19 protein-coding genes and 1 pseudogene are annotated in these 23,188 nt (G+C 46.0%); 11 read left to right on the top strand and 9 right to left on the bottom strand.

Annotation, left to right across the window (positions count from 1 at the left end; all coding sequences use genetic code 11):
* The first annotated feature begins 3 nt into the window (after nt 1–3).
* A complete protein-coding gene (locus C1S73_RS26120; RefSeq protein WP_038870385.1) occupies nt 4–1,233 on the top strand; it encodes an NAD(P)/FAD-dependent oxidoreductase in 1,230 nt (409 codons plus the stop codon).
* Nucleotides 1,234–1,316: 83 nt separating this feature from the next.
* Nucleotides 1,317–2,624 (top strand): dicarboxylate/amino acid:cation symporter, encoded by a 1,308-nt coding sequence (locus C1S73_RS26115; RefSeq protein WP_038870387.1) that lies wholly within the window; start codon nt 1,317–1,319, stop codon nt 2,622–2,624.
* Between the two features lie 51 nt (nt 2,625–2,675).
* Here C1S73_RS26115 and C1S73_RS26110 read toward each other — a convergent pair whose 3' ends face one another.
* The 3 genes from C1S73_RS26110 to norR form a co-directional block, all read right to left on the bottom strand.
* Nucleotides 2,676–3,209, bottom strand: coding sequence for a cytochrome b (locus C1S73_RS26110; protein ID WP_038870389.1), 534 nt, complete (start codon nt 3,207–3,209; stop codon nt 2,676–2,678).
* Nucleotides 3,210–3,365: 156 nt separating this feature from the next.
* Nucleotides 3,366–4,013, bottom strand: coding sequence for an HAD family hydrolase (locus C1S73_RS26105; protein ID WP_038870391.1), 648 nt, complete (start codon nt 4,011–4,013; stop codon nt 3,366–3,368).
* Between the two features lie 97 nt (nt 4,014–4,110).
* Complete coding sequence (gene norR, locus C1S73_RS26100; RefSeq protein ID WP_038870393.1) at nt 4,111–5,643, bottom strand: nitric oxide reductase transcriptional regulator NorR; 1,533 nt, start codon at nt 5,641–5,643, stop codon at nt 4,111–4,113.
* 190 nt (nt 5,644–5,833) lie between these two features.
* Between norR and norV the strand changes: the two genes are divergently transcribed.
* From norV to C1S73_RS26075, 5 genes and pseudogenes are all read left to right on the top strand, one after another.
* Nucleotides 5,834–7,336 (top strand): anaerobic nitric oxide reductase flavorubredoxin, encoded by a 1,503-nt coding sequence (gene norV / locus C1S73_RS26095; RefSeq protein WP_038870394.1) that lies wholly within the window; start codon nt 5,834–5,836, stop codon nt 7,334–7,336.
* Between the two features lie 8 nt (nt 7,337–7,344).
* Nucleotides 7,345–8,493, top strand: a complete 1,149-nt coding sequence (gene norW / locus C1S73_RS26090; protein ID WP_038870396.1) for an NADH:flavorubredoxin reductase NorW — start codon at nt 7,345–7,347, stop codon at nt 8,491–8,493.
* A 42-nt stretch (nt 8,494–8,535) separates the two neighbouring features.
* On the top strand, nt 8,536–8,874 hold the full coding sequence (locus tag C1S73_RS26085) for a TehB family protein (RefSeq protein ID WP_038870398.1): 339 nt from the start codon (nt 8,536–8,538) through the stop codon (nt 8,872–8,874).
* A 663-nt stretch (nt 8,875–9,537) separates the two neighbouring features.
* Nucleotides 9,538–9,862, top strand: a pseudogene (locus C1S73_RS26080) (DUF3302 domain-containing protein).
* Entirely contained in the window at nt 9,862–10,857 is a 996-nt protein-coding gene (locus tag C1S73_RS26075) for an HlyD family secretion protein (protein WP_038870400.1), read from the top strand. Before C1S73_RS26080 ends, C1S73_RS26075 begins: the two are co-directional and overlap by 1 nt.
* A gap of 47 nt (nt 10,858–10,904) precedes the next feature.
* Here C1S73_RS26075 and C1S73_RS26070 read toward each other — a convergent pair whose 3' ends face one another.
* Nucleotides 10,905–11,810 carry a LysR family transcriptional regulator gene (locus C1S73_RS26070; RefSeq protein ID WP_038870402.1) on the bottom strand — a complete coding sequence of 302 codons (906 nt, stop codon included), beginning with the start codon at nt 11,808–11,810 and terminating at the stop codon, nt 10,905–10,907.
* Between the two features lie 286 nt (nt 11,811–12,096).
* On the opposite strand from C1S73_RS26070, the gene C1S73_RS26065 reads away from it, so the two are divergent.
* Both C1S73_RS26065 and C1S73_RS26060 read left to right on the top strand, forming a co-directional pair.
* Nucleotides 12,097–12,753, top strand: a complete 657-nt coding sequence (locus C1S73_RS26065) for a hypothetical protein (protein WP_038870404.1) — start codon at nt 12,097–12,099, stop codon at nt 12,751–12,753.
* A gap of 548 nt (nt 12,754–13,301) precedes the next feature.
* Complete coding sequence (locus C1S73_RS26060; protein ID WP_038870406.1) at nt 13,302–14,213, top strand: DMT family transporter; 912 nt, start codon at nt 13,302–13,304, stop codon at nt 14,211–14,213.
* 62 nt (nt 14,214–14,275) lie between these two features.
* Here the strand turns inward: C1S73_RS26060 and C1S73_RS26055 are convergent, their stop codons facing one another.
* From C1S73_RS26055 to C1S73_RS26045, 3 genes are all read right to left on the bottom strand, one after another.
* Entirely contained in the window at nt 14,276–15,211 is a 936-nt protein-coding gene (locus C1S73_RS26055) for an ADP-ribosylglycohydrolase family protein (RefSeq protein WP_038870408.1), read from the bottom strand.
* A 186-nt stretch (nt 15,212–15,397) separates the two neighbouring features.
* On the bottom strand, nt 15,398–16,630 hold the full coding sequence (manA, locus tag C1S73_RS26050; protein WP_038870410.1) for a mannose-6-phosphate isomerase, class I: 1,233 nt from the start codon (nt 16,628–16,630) through the stop codon (nt 15,398–15,400).
* A gap of 76 nt (nt 16,631–16,706) precedes the next feature.
* Nucleotides 16,707–18,614, bottom strand: a complete 1,908-nt coding sequence (locus tag C1S73_RS26045) for a PTS fructose transporter subunit IIABC (protein ID WP_038870412.1) — start codon at nt 18,612–18,614, stop codon at nt 16,707–16,709.
* A gap of 382 nt (nt 18,615–18,996) precedes the next feature.
* On the opposite strand from C1S73_RS26045, the gene C1S73_RS26040 reads away from it, so the two are divergent.
* Nucleotides 18,997–19,839 carry a helix-turn-helix transcriptional regulator gene (locus C1S73_RS26040; RefSeq protein ID WP_005451367.1) on the top strand — a complete coding sequence of 281 codons (843 nt, stop codon included), beginning with the start codon at nt 18,997–18,999 and terminating at the stop codon, nt 19,837–19,839.
* An 8-nt stretch (nt 19,840–19,847) separates the two neighbouring features.
* Here the strand turns inward: C1S73_RS26040 and C1S73_RS26035 are convergent, their stop codons facing one another.
* Both C1S73_RS26035 and C1S73_RS26030 read right to left on the bottom strand, forming a co-directional pair.
* Nucleotides 19,848–20,624, bottom strand: coding sequence for a PTS sugar transporter subunit IIA (locus tag C1S73_RS26035; RefSeq protein ID WP_017819357.1), 777 nt, complete (start codon nt 20,622–20,624; stop codon nt 19,848–19,850).
* 12 nt (nt 20,625–20,636) lie between these two features.
* Entirely contained in the window at nt 20,637–20,936 is a 300-nt protein-coding gene (locus C1S73_RS26030) for a PTS fructose transporter subunit IIB (RefSeq protein WP_005441202.1), read from the bottom strand.
* Nucleotides 20,937–21,169: 233 nt separating this feature from the next.
* Here C1S73_RS26030 and C1S73_RS26025 point away from each other — a divergent pair, with 233 nt between their 5' ends.
* Entirely contained in the window at nt 21,170–23,041 is a 1,872-nt protein-coding gene (locus C1S73_RS26025) for a fructose-specific PTS transporter subunit EIIC (protein WP_038870415.1), read from the top strand.
* Nucleotides 23,042–23,188 lie beyond the last annotated feature (147 nt).

Here is a 23,188-nt window from a genome sequence, read left to right as displayed (position 1 = left end):
AGTATGTCGAATTTTGTTGTTGTCGGTGGTGGTGCTGCGGGTCTAGAAATGGTCACGCGTTTAGCGAGCAGTTTTGCTGGCAAATCTGACCATACCGTTACTTTGGTTGAGCCATCTTCTCATCACTTATGGAAACCAAGACTGCATGAGATTGCGGCGGGCACGTTTGATAATGAGCTCGATTCGGTTGCGTTTCGTCTTCATGCTGCTTGTCACGGTTACCAATATGTTCAAGCTCGTATGTCAGGCTTAGACCGAGCAAATAAAACCATTACGGTGAGCGCTGAGTTCTCTCCAGAGCAAACATTGAAATACGATTACCTCGTGATTGCCGTTGGCGCGATCAGTAACGATTTCAAAATTCCGGGCGTAAGCGATCATTGTTTGTTCTTAGATTCGGCTTCTCAAGCAGAAAAAGCTTGGGAACAGATGAAACAAATGCTAGCGAACGGTGGTTCACATCGTGTTTCTATCGTGGGTGCTGGCGCAACTGGTGTTGAGTTGGCGGCCGAATGGGCGAAAGTCAGCAAGCAATTAAACCGCTATCAAGATGATACTCAGCTTTCGATTACACTCATCGAAGCGGCAGATCGTGTGTTACCTGCAAGTGCTGAGTGCATGTCTACAAAAGTATTGAAGAAGCTACAAAAGCAAGGTGTTAACGTTCGCTTAAACACTAAAGTTCAGCGTGCAGAAGCAGACCGTATTGTGACGGAAAATGAAGTCATTCCTGCGGATCTACAAATTTGGGCGGCAGGGATTCGATGCCCGGATTGGTTAGCGAATCTTGATGGTCTTGAAAGCAACCGCATTAACCAACTTAAAGTGTTGCCAACACTGCAAACCACTCTTGATGAAAACGTGTTCGTCATTGGTGATAGCGCTGAATGCCCACAAGAAGATGGAAGCATCGTGCCACCACGAGCTCAAGTTGCCAACCAAGCAGCGGCGCATTTGGCGAAGCAATTTAAACGCTTGGTGAAAGGCAAAGAGTTAAAACCGTTTGTATTCAAAGACGGCGGAATGGTGGTGGCTCTTGGACATGACTACGCGGTTGGCGCATTGATGAATGATAAAGTCGTATTGCGTGGACGCTACGTTCGCCGCTTGTACGACACGATCTTTAGGCTGCATCAGCGCGTTATTTTCGGTTGGTTCCGAGTGTCGGCTTTGGTAGTGCTTAAACGCGTAAAAGGTTTATTGAACCCATATTACAAAGGCTCTTGGTCTTAATCCAAGCCGTGACTCTTCACTTCCATTTTTTCATTTTTATCGAGCGCCCAAATCATCAGGATTTGTGGCGCTAGGTGTTTTTTATGCGTCATTTGCAACTCTCTTTGCCCGTTCAACTTCTTATTTCTGCCCTACTTGCGTGGGGTGGGGCTCAAGCCATCCTTCTTTTAGTCGACCATGGGTTGGCAGACAAATCGCTTTTACTGTCGAGTGATTACTACCAAATTCTAATGTTGGGCAAAACGGTCTACCTCGGCTTACTGAAAATGGTGGTGGGCTTGATGGTGCTGTTTTCTCTTGTCGAAGGCATCACCAATATTGGTTCAACCGTTCGCCTTAAAGCGCTGGGTGGACGAACACTGCTCTTCTACAGTTTCACCACCTTAATTGCCATTAGTTTAGGGCTTGGGGCGTCGTTAGCCTTACCTGCATGGGAGCCACTTAGCCAAAGCATTTCTGTGGGTAGTGATGTCCATTTGATTGACGAGCAAGGCGCTGGTGGTGCCGCCATACTCACTAATCTCGTTAAGATGGCGATGGTGAATCCGTTTGCTGCACTGGCGAATGGCAACTTACTGGCGATCGTGGTTTTCTCCTTTATGGCAGGCGTTGCGATTTTGCTTTCTGTTCCGTCAGGTCATCCGTTGCTAGCGGTGATTTCGGGGCTGAACAAAAGCGTCAACACCATGATTCGAGGCATCGTTAAACTGTCTCCGATTGCTATTTTTGCGATCGTGTTTGATATCACGCTGACTTCAAGTGGGAATCTGATTCAGCAACTCGCGTTGTTTGCGTTACTGGTGTTTTCCCTCACTATGGTGCACGGGTTAGTCGTGTTACCAACCATCGCCAAGGTAATGACGGGTATCTCTCCAGCTGCGCTGTTTAAAGCGATTTCAGCACCATTGGCCATGGCGTTTGCAACGTCATCAAGTGCGGCAGCGCTGCCTTTGGCAAAGCAAAGTGCGGAAGACAATTTAGATGTCGCGCCAGAAGTCAGCAGCATGGTGTTGCCACTCGGCTCTGTAATGAACATGGATGGCACCGCGTTATTTGAAGGTGTCGCTGCGATTTTTCTAGCTCAGTTGTTTGGTGTGGATTTGAGTACCACTGGATTGGTGATGATCTTCATCATGGCAATGGTTTCTTCAGTTGGTGCGCCGGGCATGCCTTCGGGCTCCATGTCGGGGATGCAGTTAGTGTTGCTAGCGGCGGGTATTCCGCTGGAAGCGATTGCGATTTTATTGGTGATAGAAAGACCGTTGGATACGTTCCGCACCGCTGTTAATGTGGAAGGGGATTTGATTGCGACGCTTGTGATCGACCGCTGGCAGAAGAAGCAGACGGTAGAACCTCAATCGCTCGATTCTTCAGAGATGTTGATGAGCTAAAAATAAAACGCACTCCCAATTGAGAGTGCGTTTTTTGTATCTATATCGATTCTACGAGCGACCAAGCATTCGAGAAATGGTGCCATCTTTGTCGACCACTTGGTGTTTGATAGCGCCAGCAACGTGAAGAACAAACACAGCAATCAGAATTTCCACTGCAGAGTGATGAATGGTTGAGCCGAGTTCTTGAAGCCAAGGGGTTTCTGGACCTTCAGCGATAATAACCCAACCGAAGATATCGACCGCTCGGCCACCACCAGCGCTCATTGCGATGCCAGAGATAGGCATTGCCAAAGTAGCGAGCAGAAGTATACCGTGTACTGCTTTGGCCGCTTTATCTTGCCATGCAGGCATTTCTGAAGCGGGTGGCAGAGCGCCTTCTTTTAAGCGCCACACTAGACGGATAAGAGCGACAACTAAAATGATAGCGCCTAGTGATTTGTGGATGCCATACCACTCAAACTTTTCTGGGCTGCGTGGCAAATCGACCATGTAAAGCCCTAGAGCGAACACCCCGATAAAAGCAAGTCCAGTTACCCAGTGCAAAGCGATAGTTTGCCAAGTTAATGGCTTTTTGTTGAGCATAATATAATCCTCGTTTTATGTATGGTTATGCGAGTGATTATCTATTAATGTTGTGAATATAACTACACAGTCATGTGTAAAGTTGGGTAAATATTATCCACAAAAAACGCCCCAAAAGATGGAGCGTTTTTAGTCAGTTAGATGAGAGGAAACGGGTTATTCCTGTTTTAAATCAGCTAATGCGTGATTCAAGGAAGGAACAATCGCATGGCCAAAGGCACGAACTTCTTCGCAAGGTTCAACAAGATCTGGGATTTGGAAAGTAACCATGTGCGCCGCTACTGCAGAACGTACGCCATTGTTGGAATCTTCAAACGCGATACATTTGGTTGGATCTACGTTTAGACGACTTGCCGCAAGCAGGTAGATCTCTGGATCTGGTTTGCCGTGTGACACTTCACAGCCTGTCGTTAAGTTGTCGAAATACTTGCTTAGGCCCGCCAGTTCCAACTTCTTCTGTGCTACTTCTTTCGCTGTTGATGTTGCCACTGCGGTAGGAATGCCTTTTTCCTTCAACCACTCTAGCAATTCAACTACGCCATCTTTCACTGGTATCGCTTGATGTTTTACCACTGCATCGTATCGGTCACGCCACTCTGTGTGCAATCGGTCAAGATCATCCCCATAAGCTTTGCGGAAAATCACTTCAATGCCTGCTGCATTGCGACCAATGATTGAAAGGTAAACGTCTTTATAGAATGGGAGGTTTTGTGCTTCACACGCTTCTTGGAAAATGCGCATGCAGACACGTTCCGTATCGAGGAGCAAACCATCCATGTCAAAAATAGCAGCTTGATAATTCATTACTTTATGACTTGTCGATTGAGATGGCGCATTTTGACACAAGCAAGATCGATTTTCCTGCGTAATTCCACCATCTCACACGCTTTTTACCCAATCCCTATTTTATCCCTAGGCGTTTCGCTAATCGGTGTAAATTGCCGTTATCTAATTCAAGCTGACGTGCCGTTGCTGCCCAGTTGCCTTGGTTCTCTTCCAGTGCTCGAACAATCATTGCTTTTTGGAATGAGTCTGTGGCAGGCTTCAATCCGCTCTCTGGTAGCTCAAGCCGAGAGTTTTGTTCCGTTTCTTCAACGTTCTTGATGTTCTGATTCGGCGTTCTAATATCAAAATCTTGCTCAACTAACTCAATGTCCATGGCGTGAGTACGCGCTTTTGCCAAAACACCAGCACGTTTAATGACATGTTCAAGTTCCCGCACATTGCCTGGCCATGAATAGTCTTTGAGTGCCAGCACCAAAGTGGGAGACAAACGAATGCTGTTTAATCCCAATTTGCTTCTCAAGCGTTCGGCAAAAAAGCCCGCTAATAACACCACATCGTCTTCACGTTCACGAAGAGGCGGAACATGAAGAGGGAAGACGCTTAGACGGTGATACAAGTCGGCTCGGAAGCGCCCAGCGGTTACTTCTTCATGCAATATACGGTTGGTGGCGGCGACGATGCGTGTATTGACTCGAATATGGCGGTCATCACCCACACGTTGAATGTCGCCGTATTGTAGGGCTCGAAGTAACTTGGCTTGCAGCTCTAACGACAGTTCGCCGACTTCATCTAAAAATAGTGTGCCGCCGTCGGCTTGTTCGAACTTACCCTTACGATTACTAATTGCGCCTGTGAATGCGCCTTTGATATGGCCGAACAACTCGCTTTCCGCGACTGATTCCGGCAGCGCCGCACAGTTGAGGTAAACCAAAGTATTGCTAGAGCGACTAGAGCGATGGTGAATAGCGCTCGCAACCAACTCTTTACCCACGCCCGTTTCTCCCATCACTAGCACAGACAATTCAGTATCGGCGACTGCATCAATCTGTTCTTGAAGATTTTTCATGCCCTGAGAGTTACCAATGATTTCATTACTTAAGGTGCGTTTCTCGGCGTAAGAGTCGCGTGGCAGGTTCGCTTGTGTCTCTAGTTGTTCTAGCAGGAGCGCAGTGTGTAAGCCACCTGCTGCCAATGCGCTGACAAAACGTAACTCTTGGTTGCGTAGCCCATCAAATTGGTTGGGGTCGAAGGCGTCAATCGTAATGGCACCAATCAGTTGATCGTCGATCAGCAGAGGTAAACCAATGCAGGAATGGACATGCAGTTTGTCATCGTGGTTTGGAATCAAGCCATCGTATGGATCAGGTAAGTCGCTGTCGGAGGGAAAGCGCACGATATCGCCTGCTCGGGCAATGGCTTCTAATCTTGGATGTTGCTCAATAGAGAAACGGCGTCCAAGGACCTCTTTCGCCAATCCATTGATCGCTAAAGGTTTAAAGTGCTGGTCTTCATACAAAAGAAGGGCAGAAGAGTCACACTTCAATACGTCTCGAATCGTGGTTAATAACGTATCGAAGCGAGCCTGTTGAGTGAGCGCCGAGTTAAGGTCTTGCGTGATGTGTAGCCATTGCGCGATTAAAGAAGTCATAGCCAATACCGATTGTGTCAATATGACTATTGTAGTGTCTTAATGACAATTTTCAACTGTGTCTAAATGACAGTTGTCAAAGTTGAGTTTTAATTAAATTGTTGAAATATAATGGAATTAAAAGTTGGCACGCCCAGTGCAATACAAGAAGAAATTATTTTTGTTTATCCCGTCATTCAAGGTAGTAATTATGACAATTCACGTAAAAAACAACATCCACTGGGTAGGTCAACGCGATTGGGAAGTTCAAGACTTCCACGGTACAGAATACAAAATGACAAAAGGTACCAGCTACAACAGTTATCTAATTCGTGAAGAGAAAACCGTATTGATTGATACGGTCGATCATCGATTCAGTCAACAATTCATCCAAAATTTAGAGATGGAAATCGACCTTAAGACTATCGACTTTATCGTGGTAAACCATGCAGAAGAAGATCACTCAGGTGCATTGTCGGCATTAATGGAGAAGATTCCGAACACGCCAATTTACTGTACAGAAGCGGCGATTGATTCGATTGTGGGTCATCACCACCATCCTGAGTGGAACTTCAAAACCGTAAAAACGGGCGATAGCATCGATATTGGTAACGGTAAGCAATTGGTGTTCGTGGAAGCGCCGATGCTGCATTGGCCAGACAGCATGATGACATATCTAACTGGCGATGCGGTGTTATTCAGTAATGATGCATTTGGTCAGCATTACTGCGATGAACGCTTATTCAATGATGAAGTGGATCAAAATGAGTTGATGGAACAGTGTTTGCGTTACTACTCAAATATCCTAACGCCATTTAGCAGCTTGGTAACAGCCAAAATCAAAGAAGTGCTGAGCTTCAACTTGCCTGTCGACATGATTGCAACTTCACACGGTATTGTATGGCGTGATAATCCCGTTCAAATTATCGAGCAATACTTAGCGTGGGCAGACAATTATCAAGAAGATCGCATTACGATTTTCTACGATTCCATGTCAAATAACACTCGAATGATGGCAGATGCCATTGCGCAGGGCATTCACGATGTTGACCCTGGCGTGGCGGTTAAAGTCTTCAATGTCTCTAAACATGACAAAAATGAAATCCTAGCTAATGTGTTCCGCTCAAAAGGCATCTTGGTTGGTTCGTCCACTATGAATAACGTCATGATGCCTAAGATCGCTGGCATGCTAGAAGAAATTACTGGTCTACGTTTTAAAGCTAAAAAAGCCGCTGCATTCGGTAGCTACGGGTGGAATGGTGGCGCGGTGGATCGTATCCATGCTCGATTAACTGATGCAGGCTTTGAAACTGCAGTCAGTTTGAAAACCAAATGGCGACCAGATGGTAAAGCGATGCGTGAGTGCCGCGAACATGGTAAGAACATCGCAAAATTGTGGGCAAAGCATGACCTGACTAGTCCTGTTCTTGCTCCGGCGATTACTGCGTCCGCACCACAAGTTCAATCACAACCCGCTGCGCCAGCGACAACACAAGCGGTAGTAGATGCTGCTCCTAGCAACCCTAGTACAGAGGCGCATCCTGCAGATTGTCAATGCATGGTTTGCACCGTTTGTAATTGGGTATACGACCCAGCTCAAGGCGAGCCTAACCAAGGTGTTGAACCGGGTACAGCTTGGTCGGAAGTGCCAGATTACTTCTTGTGCCCAGAATGCCATTTAGGTAAAGACGTTTTCGTTGAATACAACGGTTAGGAGGGAATATGCAAGCACCTATTGTAATTATTGGCAGTGGCTTTGCCGCTTACCAATTGGTGAAAACTGTGCGTCGCATGGACGCAGATATTCCATTGCAAGTGTTTACTGCCGATGATGGCGCTGAATACAACAAGCCTGATTTGAGTCATGTATTCAGCAACAAGCAAACCGCCCAAGACTTAGTGGTCAAAAGTGGTGAGGCGTTCGCACAGGAACACAACATCGAACTGTTCGCCCATACCATGATTGAGCATGTCGACGTGCAAGCTCAGCAAGTGGTAGTCAACGGCCAAACCTATCCTTACTCCAAACTGGTGTTTGCGACAGGCGCGAAAGCCTTTGTGCCGCCAATATCTGGTGATGCAGCACCTGAGGTGATAACGCTAAACTCGCTACAAGAATATCAATTAGCAGAAGAGCAAATCAGCCGTGCGAAACGAATTCTAGTGATGGGTGGTGGTTTGATCGGCGTGGAGATCGCCATGGATCTCGCAACCGGTGGTAAAGCGGTTACGGTGGTTGAGCCAAATGCCCGTGTGCTCGGTAACCTGATTCCTGAATTCGTCGCATTGCCGCTCGAAAACCAACTTAAGCAGCAAGGTATTCAACTTGCGTTGGAGACTGGGGTTGTTGCGATCAATCACTCAGATGATTCGCTGGTGGCGAGTTTGAGCAAAGGTGAAGAAGTCGAAGCCGATGTAGTGATTTCAGCTGCGGGTTTACGTGCTAACACTTGGTTAGCGAAGGCTTGTGGGGTGAACGTGAACAGAGGCATCGAGGTAGATGCCCGATTACAGACATCAGTTGCCAATATATTTGCATTGGGCGATTGTGCCGAGATCCAAGGTCGAATGATGCCTTATCTCCAACCGATCGTGCTAAGTGCCAATGCTTTGGGCAAACAGCTACTAGGGCAAGAAGCAGAGCTGAAACTACCGCCTATGATGGTAAAGGTGAAAACACCGAGCTACCCAATTCAATTGGCAGGCGATTTTAGTTCGGTGACGAACTGGATCGTGCAGATTTCTCAAACTGGCATTGCCGCGAAAGCAGAAGATGAAAATAGCCGACTCATGGGCTTCGTCGTGACGGGAGAACAAGTTACGCAAGCATTTCCATTACTTCGAGAGTTGTCTCAAGCCGGTCAGGCTTAACCGATTTAAACGAAAAGAATTGTAATTAGAGAGGGTATCATTATGTCGCATCTACGAATTCCTAAAGACTGGACTGTTCAACGTTCAACGCCTTTCTTCACTAAAGACAATGTGCCACCAGCGCTACTGACTCATCACAATACCGCTGAGGGTGTGTTTGGACAGTTGTGTGTCATGGAAGGGCAAGTGACTTACTACGGCTTTGCTGATGAACACGCCACAGAAGCAGAAGTAGTGGTGGTGATTAATGCAGGCCAGTTTGCTACCAGCCCACCGCAGTACTGGCATCGTATTGAGATGAGCGATGATGCTCAGTTCAACATCAATTTCTGGTCGAATAAAGACAAGAGTGGGCAAGCGATGTTCCACGCGAAGAAATAACGCATACAGAAGTTAATACAGCGCTAATTTGTCGGGAAGAAGTGTTTTCTATCAAGCTTAATTATTAAGCGTAGGTAAAAGGGCAGAGATTCGTCTCTGCTCTTTTTATATGTATGCTTTGGGGCACTTTAAATTCTTCACGGGTTTGTTCTGTGACTCTTATCACTAAGCAATAACTGTCAGTCAATTGAATAAGTGTTATGTTATAACATAATTTCAATTCCATTTTGAACAGTCAAAGAATAAAAGTGATTTTAGGTTTGTTGCTTGTGCCGGGTTATTAATACCCGTTTAGAGAGATGGAGGGGTCCAATCGATTTTTTCGGAATATTTACTGGTCTTGCAACCTTATCCAAAGCGATATCAATATTGGTATCGCTTTTTTTCTGCTTGTAGAAAGCGAGATTCGATCCTGTTCTGCTTATTCTGAAACCATTCAGAACTTGAATGGGTATAGAGGTCTAACTTGATGATTTTATGGACAATTAAATATCACTAAACTGTCATTTAAACAGGAATCAATAGTCCTGATGTAAGCCTCATCCTACTATTTCTTCATTGCGACGGAGCGACAAGCTTAAGGAAAGTCATCACTCAGTTACGTTTTAGCAGTGTTTAGTGCGTCTTAAACGTCTAGAACGTCTTAAACTAGGAGCTTCCACAATGAATTTAACCCTGGACTACGCCTCTCTGGCGATCTTATTTGTGGTGCTGTTGATTCTGATTTTTGGATTGATTGCCCTACACGATATTCCTTACGAAATTGCGAAAAAAACGTAACCACCCTCATGCCGATGCGATTCATGTTGCGGGATGGGTGAGCTTGTTCTTCCTTCATGTGATTTGGCCGTTCCTTTGGATCTGGGCAACCATGTACGACGGAGAGAAGAAAAACTGGTTAGGTGCTAAGCCTTCGATATCTCAACAAGATTACGAGCAGCTGTTAGCCCGCATCAATCAACTTGAGCAAGCGAAAGGGGAAGAATAATGGAAACACTCATCATCCTAAGTTACGTAGCGCTGTGCGTTATCGTGTTTCGAGTATTTCGTGTGCCTAAAACCAAGTGGACACTCACCACGGCGTCGGTCATTGGCATGTTCATCGTTGGTTGGATTTTTCTCTACATGGCGATGTATCAACCGGTTTCTCGTATGGCGCGTTTGTATAGCGTGACGACGCCAATCACTTCTCAAGTAGAAGGCATGGTTACCCAAGTGTATGTGCAAGGAAACCAGCAAGTGAAAGCGGGTGACCCACTTTACCAAATTGACGACACGCCATTTAAAGACAAAGTGAACCGTATTCAAAGTGACATCAAACGCACGGAATCAGCGATTGATTTTTACCAATCTGAATTAGCGAGATACAAAAAGCTGGGCAGCAAAGGTTACTCTTCTCAAGAGAAAATCGACAACATTGAGAACCAATTGCTTGAGCAAAAAGCCAATCAAAGCAAATACCAATCAGAGCTCGAAGTTGCACAGTTTAATCTGAGCAAAACCACCGTTACCGCACCAACGGATGGGTATGTCACGCAAGTGGCGCTGCGTCCGGGTATGAAGAGTCGTATTGTGCCGTTTCAAGGCAACCTGACCTTCGTTCACAAAGAAGACAAACAGCTGTTTGCTGCATTTAAACAAGCACCAGCACGATATGTGAAAGTCGGGTATCCGGCAGAAGTGACCTTCAATACCATTCCCGGCCATGCTTACAAGGCCCATGTGACACAAGTAAATGACATTTTTGCTCAAGGCGCGATATCACCTTCAGGCAACATGAAGTACCCAGAGCAAATTCCTGCTGGTGGCCGAATCTTAGTGAAAGTGGAATTGGATAATCCAGACTTAGTCAAAGACATGCCATTGCCCTCCGGCACAGATGCACACGTCGCGGTGTACTCACCTAAATGGGAAATGTTCAGCATCGTACGTAAAGTGATTCTGAGAATGCAGAGTTGGCAAAACTGGTTATTCGAAGGCTAATGACATCAAGGGCAAAGCTGCAGGTTTTGCCCTCTATTGCTCGTCTGTTACTCAATGGATTGAGTGACCGCTTGTTTAATAGCATTCCTTAGCCATTCATGCCCTTTGTCGTTCTTTTGTGATTGGTGCCACGTCATGTAAATAGGTACCTTATTGGCTTCAAAGGGCAAAGGGAAAGCGTTCAATCCGAGCTTGCTTGCCAAGTTGTCAGAGAACCAACGCGAGGTAACGCATATCCAATCGGTTTGAGACACTAACTGTAGTGCTGTCATGGTCGAGCCGGTGGAATAAGCCACTTGTCTCGGGGGAAGCGTATCTTCGATGATCAAAGAGTCTAAAGCGTTGGTGTTGAGCCGCTGCGTTCGCCAAGTTACATGAGACTCACGCATGAAGTCGTCGTACGTTAGCGTGTTTTGAATACGAGGATGATCTTGGCTTACTGTCACCATAAGTTCCTGTTCAAACAGCAATTCATTGTGATAACCATGATCCGTCAAAGGCACGGTAGCAAGAATCACATCCACGCGTCGGCGTCTTAAATCGTCTTGGCGGTCTTGTTCGTTCAAGTGTTCCACATCCGCTTCAATAGACACCAATGGCGCATGCTGAGATTTGTATTTCGCCAAGGCTGGCACGAGCATTAAATCGATATCTTTATGGCTAGAGATTCGAAACGTGCGTTGGCTGGTTTCTGGCGTGAATTCTTGACGAGATTTCGAACCGTTGATCAATAGGCTCAAAGGCTCTTTGATTTCTGCGTGTAACTCAATCGCGAAATTCGTCGGCACGATACCTCTGCCTTGACGAACAAAGAGGGGATCTTGGTATTGATCTCTTAACTTGTTGAGTGCGTGACTCACGGCGGGCGCAGTGATGTTTAACGCGGTAGCGGCATCGTTGACGCTTTTTGACTTCATGACCGCATCAAACGTTTTTAACAAGTTAAGGTCCATACATGCTCTCTCAGTTGGTTATCTTTCATTGTAAGCAGACTATGAAAGTAAAATAAAGTTTAAGCACATTTGGCAAGCGTTCGTTCTAGAAGGGAGAATAAAACAGGCTTTTACTGAGTTGATTTGCTGTTAATTATATGAATAAAAAGGGTTTTATATGATTTTGTGGTAATTTTAGTCCTGATATATGGATCTAATATCACAAATTTTTATATTAAAGTTGTTTCATATTTGTTTGGTGAGTTAGTTTCCCTCTCGAATCTAATGAGGAGAATAGAACATTACTATGAAAAATATAAAAGTTGCAGTCGTCTTCATCGCTGGTATTAGCCTACAAGCTCATGCCAACAACTCAGTTGATATCACCAGTAGCACGCCTGAGGGAGTACATACAAAGTTTGAATCTGCTCATCAAATCCATGATCGTATGGCGTCTTCTGGTTTTACGCTGCATCGTTGTGGTATCCAGTCTATCAAGAGAGGCCACATGGCTGATCAAGATATGGAAACCCCACATAGCCAGATTACTTGTATGTACTCAAAACCTGATGCGCAAGTTACGGATGAATCCGAAATTGCTTATTGGCACTTAAACGTCGTTTACGATATGGGCAGCCAAATGTACAAAGCGGGCCACGAGTTTACCGATATCTACCAGACTCATATCTACACGCTAACACCAAGCTACCTTTTAGATGCTGCTCCTAACTTTCATCAGCAAAGAGCAAGTCTTCAGTCATCTGGTAAGAGCGTAGGTGAGTGTGAGTTGCAGCAAATTTACTACTTTATGAAGCCGACAGAGGCAACGTACCTTTCGCATGTTGCAACTTGCCCAGTTTATGCCGCAGAAGGTGAACTATCAGGTCACTTGAATGTTGCTATCGACTACAACTCAGAAAGAAAAGGCTATACGGAAGCTAGTGTTGGCTTTGAATCTCTATAGTCTTTTAGATTAGTCAGTATTCAACCTTTCGCTTTATGCACCAGTTAATGACAGGTGCATTTTTAACTTTGCTGAGACTCTCTGACAGCTTTACTTGTCTGTGCGAACCCTAAAAAAATATCCTAGCCTGCATTGGCTCAGGCTAGGGCGAAGCTCAGTCAGAGCGTTAAGGATTGCTAAAGAATTATATATGCTATTGGTTTAATATATATTGCCAGCCATCACACTACTACGCCGTTAAGGTGATGGAGTGGTTAGTACATGTGATTTATGAAGGATAAACTCCATTTAGAACGATTTACTGCGCTCAACTTGGATCGCACACTTTATAGCTTTCTAAAACCACAAATAAAACAATGACATTGCCATGTGTCTTTTTTGTGGAATAAATTTTCTCTAATTAATGTTTTTGTAGAATAAATTTCCATATCTATTTAAATAGTGTTTGTAAATGGTAAAACATTTCTAGATGGAAATTTTTAAAATGTGGCACGTCAATCTGGTGAAACAAGCCAGTGAATATTAAATGTTTTAAGTAAGTCGTCGTCATGAATTCAAAATCTTTTACTGCTGTACTCTTTCTGTCCGTGTGTTTGATCTGGGGAACCACTTGGTTCGCAATGGAAGTCGCATTGCACTCTATTCCCCCTGTTCTTGCCACAGGTATGCGTTTTTTCCTTGCTGCGCCTTTGCTGTTTGTGATGGCAAAAGCATTCAAACAACCTTTGATGTTCCCAAAGGGTAAACGTCATTGGATTTTTATCGTGGCTGTTTTCTACTTTGCGATGCCGTTTACTCTGATGATTTACGGAGAGCAATACATCTCATCGGGTCTTGCATCGATTATTTTTGCCAACATGCCGGTTGCGGTGATGCTAATGTCTGGCCTGTTTTTAGGGCTGCGTTTAGCGCGTCACCAAGTGTTTGGTTTGTTGACGGCAGTGGTAAGTCTTTGTCTGATTTTGGGCAACGAGATGCAACTGGGTGGGGAAGATTACTTACTGGGTACGATGTCATTAGCTCTCGCGGTGGCGATGCATGCAGTGATGTATGTGCTAGTTCAAAAATACTGTAAGGACATTCAGGTGCTGACTTATAATGCACTACCTTGTTTTATTGCTTCTCTTCTACTATTTGCTTTATCAGCAGTCTTTGAGCAAATTGATGTATTGGCGTTTACTTACGACTCAGTTCTAGCGGTGGTTTATCTTGGCTTTGTGGCAAGTGTCGGCGGTATTGTGGCTTACTTTAAACTTGGTCAGGTTTCGACACCGTTTCAAGCTTCGATTTGTTTTCTGATTTTCCCTTTGGTCGCGTTATTCCTATCCGCGTTTATTAATGGAGAAATGCTTTCAGAGCAGTCGATTATTTTAATGCTACCTCTTATGTTTGGCATTTTGTTAACCAAAGCTCCTAAGAAGCTTTTCAAGTTCCGCTCAGTGGCAGTACCCGCCGAGTAACGCATAGCAAGAGGCTCTCATGGGCCTCTTTTTTTGCCCTGAATCCGCAACATCCCCTTCTTTTATAAACACTGCAGTAAACGGCGAGGTAGTGCGGTTTTATCCATCCAGTGATTTGGAATCGACATTGGTGTGTCGTAGTAACTTGCCCCAAGAATGGCACCGAGCGGAATAGCTCGTCCACTTGAATCTCCGCCACAGTAAATGTTCTCACGCATGGTGGTTTCGTAGCTTTCTGAGTTCATCAACAAATGACAAATCACCACAAATGAAGCGTCTAAACCGCAATGCATCCCAACGGACTCCGCAACGCTGGTGGCGGTTCTGCCGCTCATCGCTTCTGCACGTTGAATATCGTTAGCAATCTTTGGAGAAACCGTCTGAGCTGCCATCACACACGCTTTGGGCGCAGCGCCTTGCAACGCCATCTGAATCATCACTGCGATAGCTTGGGCATACATAACTGCGGTGTCGTTGTTATTGGTAACCCGCACTGCGGAATCGACCAGTTTAGCGAGTTTGTCATCATCGGAATGAAAAGCCACCAACGGCGGAAGCTTAGATAGTGCAGGGTTTTGCGTGTCGTCAGCCCCGCACAAAGTTACGCGCAGTTCTTTCTCTTCTAATGCATGAATGTTGAGTAGTGTTTGCTTAGTCGGTTTGTCCGTGTAGCCCTGCCATTTACCGCCAAAATCAAACCACTCTCGAAAGGAGCGAATGTAACGCGCTTCGTCGTAGTGTCCGGTTTGAACCAAGGCGTCTAACATGGCAACAAGCTGTGCGCCATAGTGGGTGAGGTCACCAACCTGCTTACTACCGTGGGCAAAATAACCTTTGTCATGGTATTCAGTTCGGTTAGGTTGATGAAATTCCGGATGCGGAGAACCAAACTGCCTGATGAGTTCTTGATCGTAAAGCCAATGAAATCCGAGAGATGCTGCATCACCGACGAGTGCGCCGATAATGGCATGAAGAGAGCGAGCGTTTCTATGAGTCATCTTGCCACCTTTATCAACAGGGCTACTCAATAAGTCTTACACAGTTTCTTGGTTTTGTAGGGAAATTTTTCTGTTTTGGATCAAGACTATAGTGCTTAATTAACCATTGATTTATTGGGGTTAAAAGCAAAACGCCCCGCGAGTGGCGAGGCGTTGGTTTTAGTGGCGTACTATTAACAATAACGATTAACTGTAAGCGCGTGCGACGCGACCTTCACAATCCAAAGTGACCTGTTTTGCGTAAGCCGGAATGAAAACTGATTGTCCTTTTTCAACTTCGCATGTTTCGCCGTTTGCGTGAGTCAGCACAAGTTTGGTATCCAGAGGCATAAGGATCTCAGCGGTTTGAACTTCAAGAGTACGCTGGTGAGCTTGCTTAACGATGGCGAATTTGAAATCGTCCACGGGAATAGGGTATTCCAACATGTCGTCGATTTCAGTTGGTGCAAGCAATAGGCTGTCGAACGGCTTTTCGTTGAAGCGTGTACACGCAACAAGCTCTTTCACGTCCATGTATTTTGGTGTCAGACCCGCGCGCAGTACGTTGTCTGAGTTCGCCATGATCTCAAGACCTGTACCTTTCAAGTAAGCGTGTGGCGTTTCTGCATCTAAGAACATGGCATCGCCCGGTTGTAGGGTAATGACATTAAGCATCAGTGGTGCAAACAAACCAATATCGCCAGGGTATTGCTTCTCTAGCTCAAGAATAAGGTTGAACAGAGGTAAGTCGGTGATGCGAGCTTGAGCCAATAGCACCGTCAACGCCATCTCTTTCTGTTCACCTTCTAGTGATAGTAGACCCGAGAAGAAGGTCGCCAAGCCTGTTGGCGTCTGGTTTGCGATAAGGTCATCCACTAGGCCTTGTAGCTCAGGAATTGCCAGCTCAGAGAAGAAGCTGATGATTTCACTTGTTGGGCGGAAGCCATTCATCGCTTGGTATTCGGTTAGCGCGTAAACCAACTCAGGTTTGTGGTTTGGATCTTTGTAGTTACGGTTTGCAGCGGTTAGGGGAATGCCTTGTTTTTCTTCCAGTGCAAAGCCTAGTTCTGCTTGCTGTTTGTTTGGGTGAACCTGAATCGACAATGCTTTCTCAGCGGCAAGCACTTTAAACAGGTATGGAAGTTCACCAAAACGGTTTGTGACTTCTTCACTCAGAAAGGCATTCATGTCTTGAGCAATCAGTGAAGACAGTTTGGTCTCTTCACCGTTTACCATCACCAATGAGCAACCGTTTGGATGCGCGCCCATCCATACTTCTGCTTGTGGTTCGCCCGTTGGGTTTTCAATGCCAAACAGTTGGTTAACAGAAGTAGTACTGCCCCAAGCGTAGTTTTGAATCACGTTGTTCATCAGGAAAAACATCGGATGCTTAGCTTGAGTTTGAATCGTTTGTGTATCGGACATCGTTAAATCAGACATAGAGTGTCACCATGAGAGAAAATCATGGCTTGGGCGACATTGCCCAAGCCATAGGAGCCATTTGGGGGTAGGGGTATTAAGCGGCTGCTTGCATCATTTTCGCTTTGCGAACTTTCTTCAGAGTTACACACGTTACTGCGGTAACTACTGCGCCAGCTGCCATACAAATCAGAGCAAGTACTGGGTGGTTCATCGCGCCAAGTAGAGCCACAACTGGACCGCCGTGAGCAACACTGTTGGTAATGCCGAATGAGAACGCCATTACTGCCGCTACCATTGAGCCAAGTACGTTTGCAGGAATCACTGACATTGGATCTTGCGCTGCGAACGGAATCGCACCCTCAGAGATACCAACCAGACCCATTGCACCAGCTGCTTTGCCCGCTTCGGTTTCTGATTCTTCGAACAGGTCGAACTTACGACCAAGCGCCGTTGCCAGTGCCATGCCGAGAGGTGCAACTGGGATTGCACACGCCATCGCACCCATAAATTGAGTTTGACCGCTCGCAATCATGCCCACAGAGAATAGGAATGCGACCTTGTTGAATGGACCACCCATATCGAAGCCAGCCATACCACCAAGTACGATGCCTAGTAGAACGACGTTACCTGTACTCATGCTTGTTAGTAGCGCAGTCAGACCGTCCATTAGACTTGCGATAGGTGCACCGATAACGAAGATGAAAAGACCAGCGATGAACAACGAACCTGTGATTGGCGCAATCATGATTGGCACTAAAGGTTGAATGAATTTGTGGTAGTTAATCGACGTAATCCACTTCACGAAGTAACCCACAAGCAGACCAGCGATGATGGCACCGATAAAGCCTGTACCAGCGTCTGCGCCGTAGAAAGAACCGTTGTTTGCAATCCAACCACCGATCAAGCCAGGAGCCAGAGCGGGACGGTCAGCAATCGCGTAAGCAATGTAACCCGCTAGGATTGGGATCATCAGCGTAAAGGCAACCACACCTACGTTGAGGATTTGGTTCCACATGCTGCCTTCAGGAATTGCCATACCCGCTTCACTTGGCTGACCACCGACTGCAAGAGCAAGTGCAATCAACAGACCACCTGTTACAACGAATGGGATCATGTGTGATACGCCATTCATCAAGTAGCGGTAGAGGTCAGAGCGAGCCTGAGAGGCTTTGTTTGCCACAGACGCTTGTGCATTGCTGCTTGCTTCTGCTTGGTATTCTGGAGCGCTTAACGCTTCGTTAATCAGACCTTGAGCATCGCGGATAGGGGCTTTTACGTTGGTTTTAACCACGCGTTTGCCCGCAAAGCGGTTCATGTCGACTTGTTTGTCACATGCCACGATGATTGCGTCTGCACGTTCGATTTCTTCTGCGGTTGGGCTGTTTTTCACACCGATTGAACCGTTCGTTTCAACCTTGATTTCGTAACCCATCGCTGCTGCACCTTTCTCTAGCGCTTCTGCCGCTAGGTAAGTGTGTGCAACGCCCGCAGGACAACCGGTAACACCAATGATGAAGCCTTGGTTTGCTGGTGCGTCTGTCACTGCTTGCGGCTCTTCTTTAGCAAGTAGGAGTGCCAGTGCGTCTTGGCTGTTTGCTGTACCTAAGAATGCATCAATGAAACCATCTTCAATCAGTTTTGAAGACAGCTCTGCAAGAACTTCGATATGGTGGTTATCGCCACCGTCTGGAGAAGCGATCATGAAGAACAGTTTTGAAGGCAAACCGTCTTCAGCGCCGTATTCGATACCTGATTTGCTTACGCCGATCACAACCGCTGGTTCAAGAACCGCGGCACTTTTCGCGTGTGGGATAGCAACGCCATCCTCAAATCCGGTATTACCTAACTCTTCACGTGCTTTTATATCTGCAAGAAATTGCTCTTGGTCTGAAATACGACCTTGGGCGTGTAGAACTGCAACCAGTTCTTTAAATACGTCTTCTTTTGAAGTCGCTTGAAGATCAAGCTTAATCAAGTCTTCATTTATTATTTTGGTGATCATTGTCGAACCCCTATAAATATAATTTTTATTTCAGGGGTATTTTGAAATTAACCAAGCGGAGACAGTAGTGAAGAAAAAATGCATTTACTGGATGATTGTAACCGCCCGACCAGAGTGTGATGTAGATCGTCTGCTGGATAAACTTACTGCATATCTGTGACATTATGTGGAAGTCGATGAACCATAAGTGAAATGTGTTATTGCTCCAATATATATGGGTTTGAAGGCTTTGTTGATGATTTTATAGACTGGATAATTGATGCGTTAACTGGATTTTTGTAACGTTAAAGTGGAAGTGTGATTTTGCTCAATAGCACAAAAATCCAGTAGGGTGTATATCTATAGGTATAGCATCATGGATGCGTGTTTAAGAGTACGTAAAATGATTTTTCATGATTTGATTTCATCAGTATTAAACGAGCGAGAACCATTCCATAATATATGGTTTGCTGGTGATTTTCATACACCACCTGAATTTAGCTATCAGGTTAACTTCCCTCGATTAGAATTGGTCTTGTCTGGTGAATATATTAATGAAATGGAAAGTCATGATCGCAAAGTGACGCATATCGTGGCGAAAACCGGTGATGCGATATTTATTCCGCCTAACTGTTGGAATAAACCTGACTGGGATACAGATTGCTCGGTATTAAGTATTCTCTTCGGTCGCCGTCAATTGGGTTTGAGTCTCGTATCCAAACGTAAAGGGGAAGCGAGCTTTTACGATATCCAAAAGCACAGTATTCAAACTCGTTCTGGATTTGCCATTGATAATATCTTGGAAGCGCTGAGTTCATTGGCTCGTGAGTGCAATAAAAAGCCAATGGATGAGCTGTTGCTACAAGCCTTGTTGCAATACGCTAAATCGATGTTAGATGCGCCTATTGAGACGCAGGCGCACAGCCGAGTGCAAGATCTGTATCAGGGCATTTGTATCTACATCCAAGAGAACTTTCACCGCCCAATCACGCGCGACAGTATTGCGTCGAGGTTCAGCATCTCTTCTAACCATTTGTCGCGTTTGTTCCGTCAGCAAGGTCACATGACGTTAGCCGATTACATTACGTGGGTTCGAGTAGATCGCGCGAAGTTTATGCTCAAGAAATACAACTTTAAGTTGAATGAGGTATCGGTGCGCTGTGGATTCAAAGATGTGAACTACTTCTGCCGAGTCTTTAAGAACCGCACGGGCAGAACGCCGACGGAATATCGCGGTTCAATCTAGAACAGACTCTAAGCAAGCAGTCTCGACATGGCATACATCAGAAGCGCCTGCAAGTCGACGCTGCTTTTTGTTAGCAGTAAACGCTCAGCCATTTGGTCGGTCAGCAGGTTACGGGTTAAGTTGGTTGCCGCAATGATGTGTTCGCGAGTCGGTTTCGCTGGCATTACTAATGCGATAGCAAGATGCACTTCACCCATTTTTGATGCCCAATCCATCGGAATCTCGTTAGCGATAACCGCAACAGAGATGTGGTCCACACCTTCGAACATGACATGTGGTAGAGCAATGCCCGGTGTTACTGCGGTTGAGGATCGTTCTTCGCGTTTGATAAAGGCGAGAATGAGTTCGTCTGGGTGAATCGGATGAATAAGTTGCGCTAGCCCTTTCAGGCACTCAAATTTGGTGAGTTCAGTGTGCGCTTTGGCGTAATGCCATTTAATTTCACAAGGCGGGCAGATTTGCGGAAGACGCTCAGCAAGTTGGCTTGAGAACTCGTAGTTGATGTGAGAACCCACAACGGTAAAGTTCTCAGCAATCATATCTTTGATAACGAAACAGGCAAGCTCGGCATCAATACCAATAGCCGTGATTTGACACAAGTCGCCTTGCTGCAAGCCAACTTGTAAAACCGCGATTGATTTAGTGAGCTCAGCAACGCGATTTTGGGTTATGTTGATGATGTGTAATGTGCTTTTGAACTTTTTGGCGACGCGATTAAGGGGCTGCGCTACGTGAGCACTGGCATTGATATCGTCGACAAAAAAGGTGATCTGGTATTCGTTCATCAGCACAGCGTATCATCGACAGTGTACAAGGAACACTTTATCGACATTAAGTAACACGTCTTCAATAGGGATTTGGACTTTGTTGGTGCCTTCAAAGCGAGCTGGTTGTTCAATCTCAATATCGGACACAATTAAGACACGATCCGCTTGTGCAATATCGTGGGGAGTGAGCTGATTCTCAATACCCATCGCGCCTTGCGTCTCAACCTTAATTTGTACGTTATGCTTAGGCGCAGCTTTCATTAGTGCATCTGCCGCCATATAAGTATGAGCGATGCCTGTAGGGCACGCTGTCACCGCTACGATCTTCATGTTCTATCCACTTTATTTTTTTGTGGATTTTAGCATAGTGACCGTCGGAAGGATGGATTTAAAGCAGATAATCGCAAGAGCTCTATCACAGTTTAAATCTCATGTTACATTAATCCAGTTAATGCACTTTTTGTCCTGTATTGGAAAGGACGAGTGTTGGTTACTCTGTACACAGTCATAGATGGAACAAATAACTCATGACTCTCGAGCGTGAACATTGCAAGGTACAAACAATGGACATATTAAACCTTATTGAGCCGGAAACCATTTGCTTGGATTTGCAGGCTCAAACCAAAGATGAAGCGCTCAAAGAGCTCGTCGAATTGTTGGACGCGGCGGGCAAGCTCACTAGCAAAAGTCAGTTCTTGGCGGACATTTGGAAACGAGAAGAGATTGGCAATACCGGCTTTGACGAGGGTATTGCCATTCCTCACGCCAAAAGTAATGCGGTCGCTAAACCCGCAGTCGCAGTGGGCATCAGCCGAAAAGGGATTGATTACGGTGCCGATGACGGCGAACTGTCTGACGTATTTTTTATGCTGGCTTCTCCGGATGGGGATGACCATCACCACATCGAAGTCTTGGCACAAATTTCCACCAAAATCATTGAAGATGGTTTCGTTAACAAGTTAAAAGCGGCGGAGTCGGTGGAGGAAGCGCGCGAGCTACTTACTGATATTCAATCGAACACGAATGACTCTGGTATCGATCCTTTAGAGTTTGCATCTGAGCCACTCAGCCCTTGGGCGCAAAAGCTCGGCAGAATGAAAGAACACTTACTGTTTGGCACCTCTCATATGATTCCGTTTATTGTCGCGGGCGGCGTATTGCTGTCTCTGTCTGTGATGATTTCAGGTCATGGAGGTGTTCCGGAAGAGGGGATTCTGGCAGATATCGCTGAGATGGGGATAGCAGGCTTGACGCTGTTTACCGCGGTATTGGGTGGTTACATTGCCTATTCGATTGCGGATAAGCCGGGTCTGGCTCCGGGTATGATTGGCTCATGGATTGCGGTTAGTCACTACAACACCGGCTTCTTGGGCGCGATTGTGGTCGGTTTTTTCGCCGGCTTTGTGGTTTGGTTACTAAAGAAGATTCAGTTGCCGGACAGCATGAGTTCGCTTGGCTCGATCTTTATCTACCCCCTAGTTGGTACGTTTGTCACCTGTGGCGCAGTGATGTGGGTGATTGGTTCACCTATCGCCAGCGCAATGACGACCATGAACGATGTGCTCACAGGTATGGCGGGCTCTGGCAAAGTGATGTTGGGCACCGTACTAGGCGCAATGACTGCGTTTGACATGGGTGGCCCTATCAACAAAGTGGCGACTTTGTTTGCTCAGACTCAAGTGAATACTCAGCCGTGGCTAATGGGTGGTGTCGGTATTGCGATCTGTACTCCGCCTCTGGGCATGGCGTTAGCGACTTTCCTATCGCCAAGTAAATTTAAACGTGATGAACGTGAGGCGGGTAAAGCCGCGGGCATCATGGGCATGATTGGCATCAGTGAAGGGGCGATTCCGTTTGCTGCCGGTGACCCAGCTCGCGTACTGCCTGCGATTGTTGCTGGTGGTATCGTCGGTAACGTGATTGGGTTTATGTTCCATGTCATTAACCATGCACCGTGGGGCGGCTGGATTGTGCTGCCAGTTGTGGACGGCAAGATTGGCTACATAGTTGGCACAATCGCAGGCTCGTTTACCACAGCATTGATTGTCATTGCGCTTAAGAAGACGGTAACAGAAGACGACAGTCCGGTTGGTCAATCTCAAGCTTATACGTCTGTGCAAGGTGAGGGTGAGGCAGACATTCTTGCCGTGACATCTTGTCCATCAGGTGTGGCGCATACCTTCTTAGCGGCGAAGTCATTAGAGAAAGCCGCCTGTGCGTTAGGCATTAAGATCAAGGTTGAAACACAAGGGGCGAACGGCATCATTAACCGAATCACTGACAAAGATATCGCCAAGGCGAGGTTTGTTATCTTCGCTCACGATGTAGCCATCAAAGAGCCGGAGCGATTTAGAAAAATGAAGGTGCTGGATGTCAGCACTAAAGACGCGATGCTCAATGCCGCAGCACTGTTGCAGGCGAAAAGAATCCCTTAAGTACATATCCCCAAGTAACCTCGATATGCATGGTTCAGCGAGAATGATTTGGTTTTCAGACGAGGCAACGATTTGAAGTTCTAGTGGTGCTAAATCAAAAATCGTTAACAAAGTATGCAAACCAAATCAACTCGCCCTTCGGGAGCT

This window comes from Vibrio jasicida 090810c (genome assembly GCF_002887615.1).
Taxonomy (GTDB): Bacteria; Pseudomonadota; Gammaproteobacteria; order Enterobacterales; family Vibrionaceae; genus Vibrio; species Vibrio jasicida.
This window is presented reverse-complemented; position numbering and strand designations above follow the sequence as displayed.

Bases quoted from the DNA above. Each gene is read 5' to 3' on its own strand.
- C1S73_RS26085 (WP_038870398.1), top strand. From the start codon at position 8,536: ATGTCGCATCTACGAATTCCTAAAGACTGGACTGTTCAACGTTCAACG.
- C1S73_RS26055 (WP_038870408.1), bottom strand. From the start codon at position 15,211: ATGACTCATAGAAACGCTCGCTCTCTTCATGCCATTATCGGCGCACTC.
- C1S73_RS26060 (WP_038870406.1), top strand. From the start codon at position 13,302: ATGAATTCAAAATCTTTTACTGCTGTACTCTTTCTGTCCGTGTGTTTG.
- C1S73_RS26025 (WP_038870415.1), top strand. From the start codon at position 21,170: ATGGACATATTAAACCTTATTGAGCCGGAAACCATTTGCTTGGATTTG.
- C1S73_RS26120 (WP_038870385.1), top strand. From the start codon at position 4: ATGTCGAATTTTGTTGTTGTCGGTGGTGGTGCTGCGGGTCTAGAAATG.
- C1S73_RS26070 (WP_038870402.1), bottom strand. From the start codon at position 11,810: ATGGACCTTAACTTGTTAAAAACGTTTGATGCGGTCATGAAGTCAAAA.
- C1S73_RS26105 (WP_038870391.1), bottom strand. From the start codon at position 4,013: ATGAATTATCAAGCTGCTATTTTTGACATGGATGGTTTGCTCCTCGAT.
- C1S73_RS26115 (WP_038870387.1), top strand. From the start codon at position 1,317: ATGCGTCATTTGCAACTCTCTTTGCCCGTTCAACTTCTTATTTCTGCC.
- C1S73_RS26065 (WP_038870404.1), top strand. From the start codon at position 12,097: ATGAAAAATATAAAAGTTGCAGTCGTCTTCATCGCTGGTATTAGCCTA.
- C1S73_RS26045 (WP_038870412.1), bottom strand. From the start codon at position 18,614: ATGATCACCAAAATAATAAATGAAGACTTGATTAAGCTTGATCTTCAA.
- C1S73_RS26040 (WP_005451367.1), top strand. From the start codon at position 18,997: ATGATTTTTCATGATTTGATTTCATCAGTATTAAACGAGCGAGAACCA.
- norR (WP_038870393.1), bottom strand. From the start codon at position 5,643: ATGACTTCTTTAATCGCGCAATGGCTACACATCACGCAAGACCTTAAC.
- C1S73_RS26030 (WP_005441202.1), bottom strand. From the start codon at position 20,936: ATGAAGATCGTAGCGGTGACAGCGTGCCCTACAGGCATCGCTCATACT.
- C1S73_RS26035 (WP_017819357.1), bottom strand. From the start codon at position 20,624: ATGAACGAATACCAGATCACCTTTTTTGTCGACGATATCAATGCCAGT.
- C1S73_RS26075 (WP_038870400.1), top strand. From the start codon at position 9,862: ATGGAAACACTCATCATCCTAAGTTACGTAGCGCTGTGCGTTATCGTG.
- C1S73_RS26110 (WP_038870389.1), bottom strand. From the start codon at position 3,209: ATGCTCAACAAAAAGCCATTAACTTGGCAAACTATCGCTTTGCACTGG.
- norW (WP_038870396.1), top strand. From the start codon at position 7,345: ATGCAAGCACCTATTGTAATTATTGGCAGTGGCTTTGCCGCTTACCAA.
- norV (WP_038870394.1), top strand. From the start codon at position 5,834: ATGACAATTCACGTAAAAAACAACATCCACTGGGTAGGTCAACGCGAT.
- manA (WP_038870410.1), bottom strand. From the start codon at position 16,630: ATGTCTGATTTAACGATGTCCGATACACAAACGATTCAAACTCAAGCT.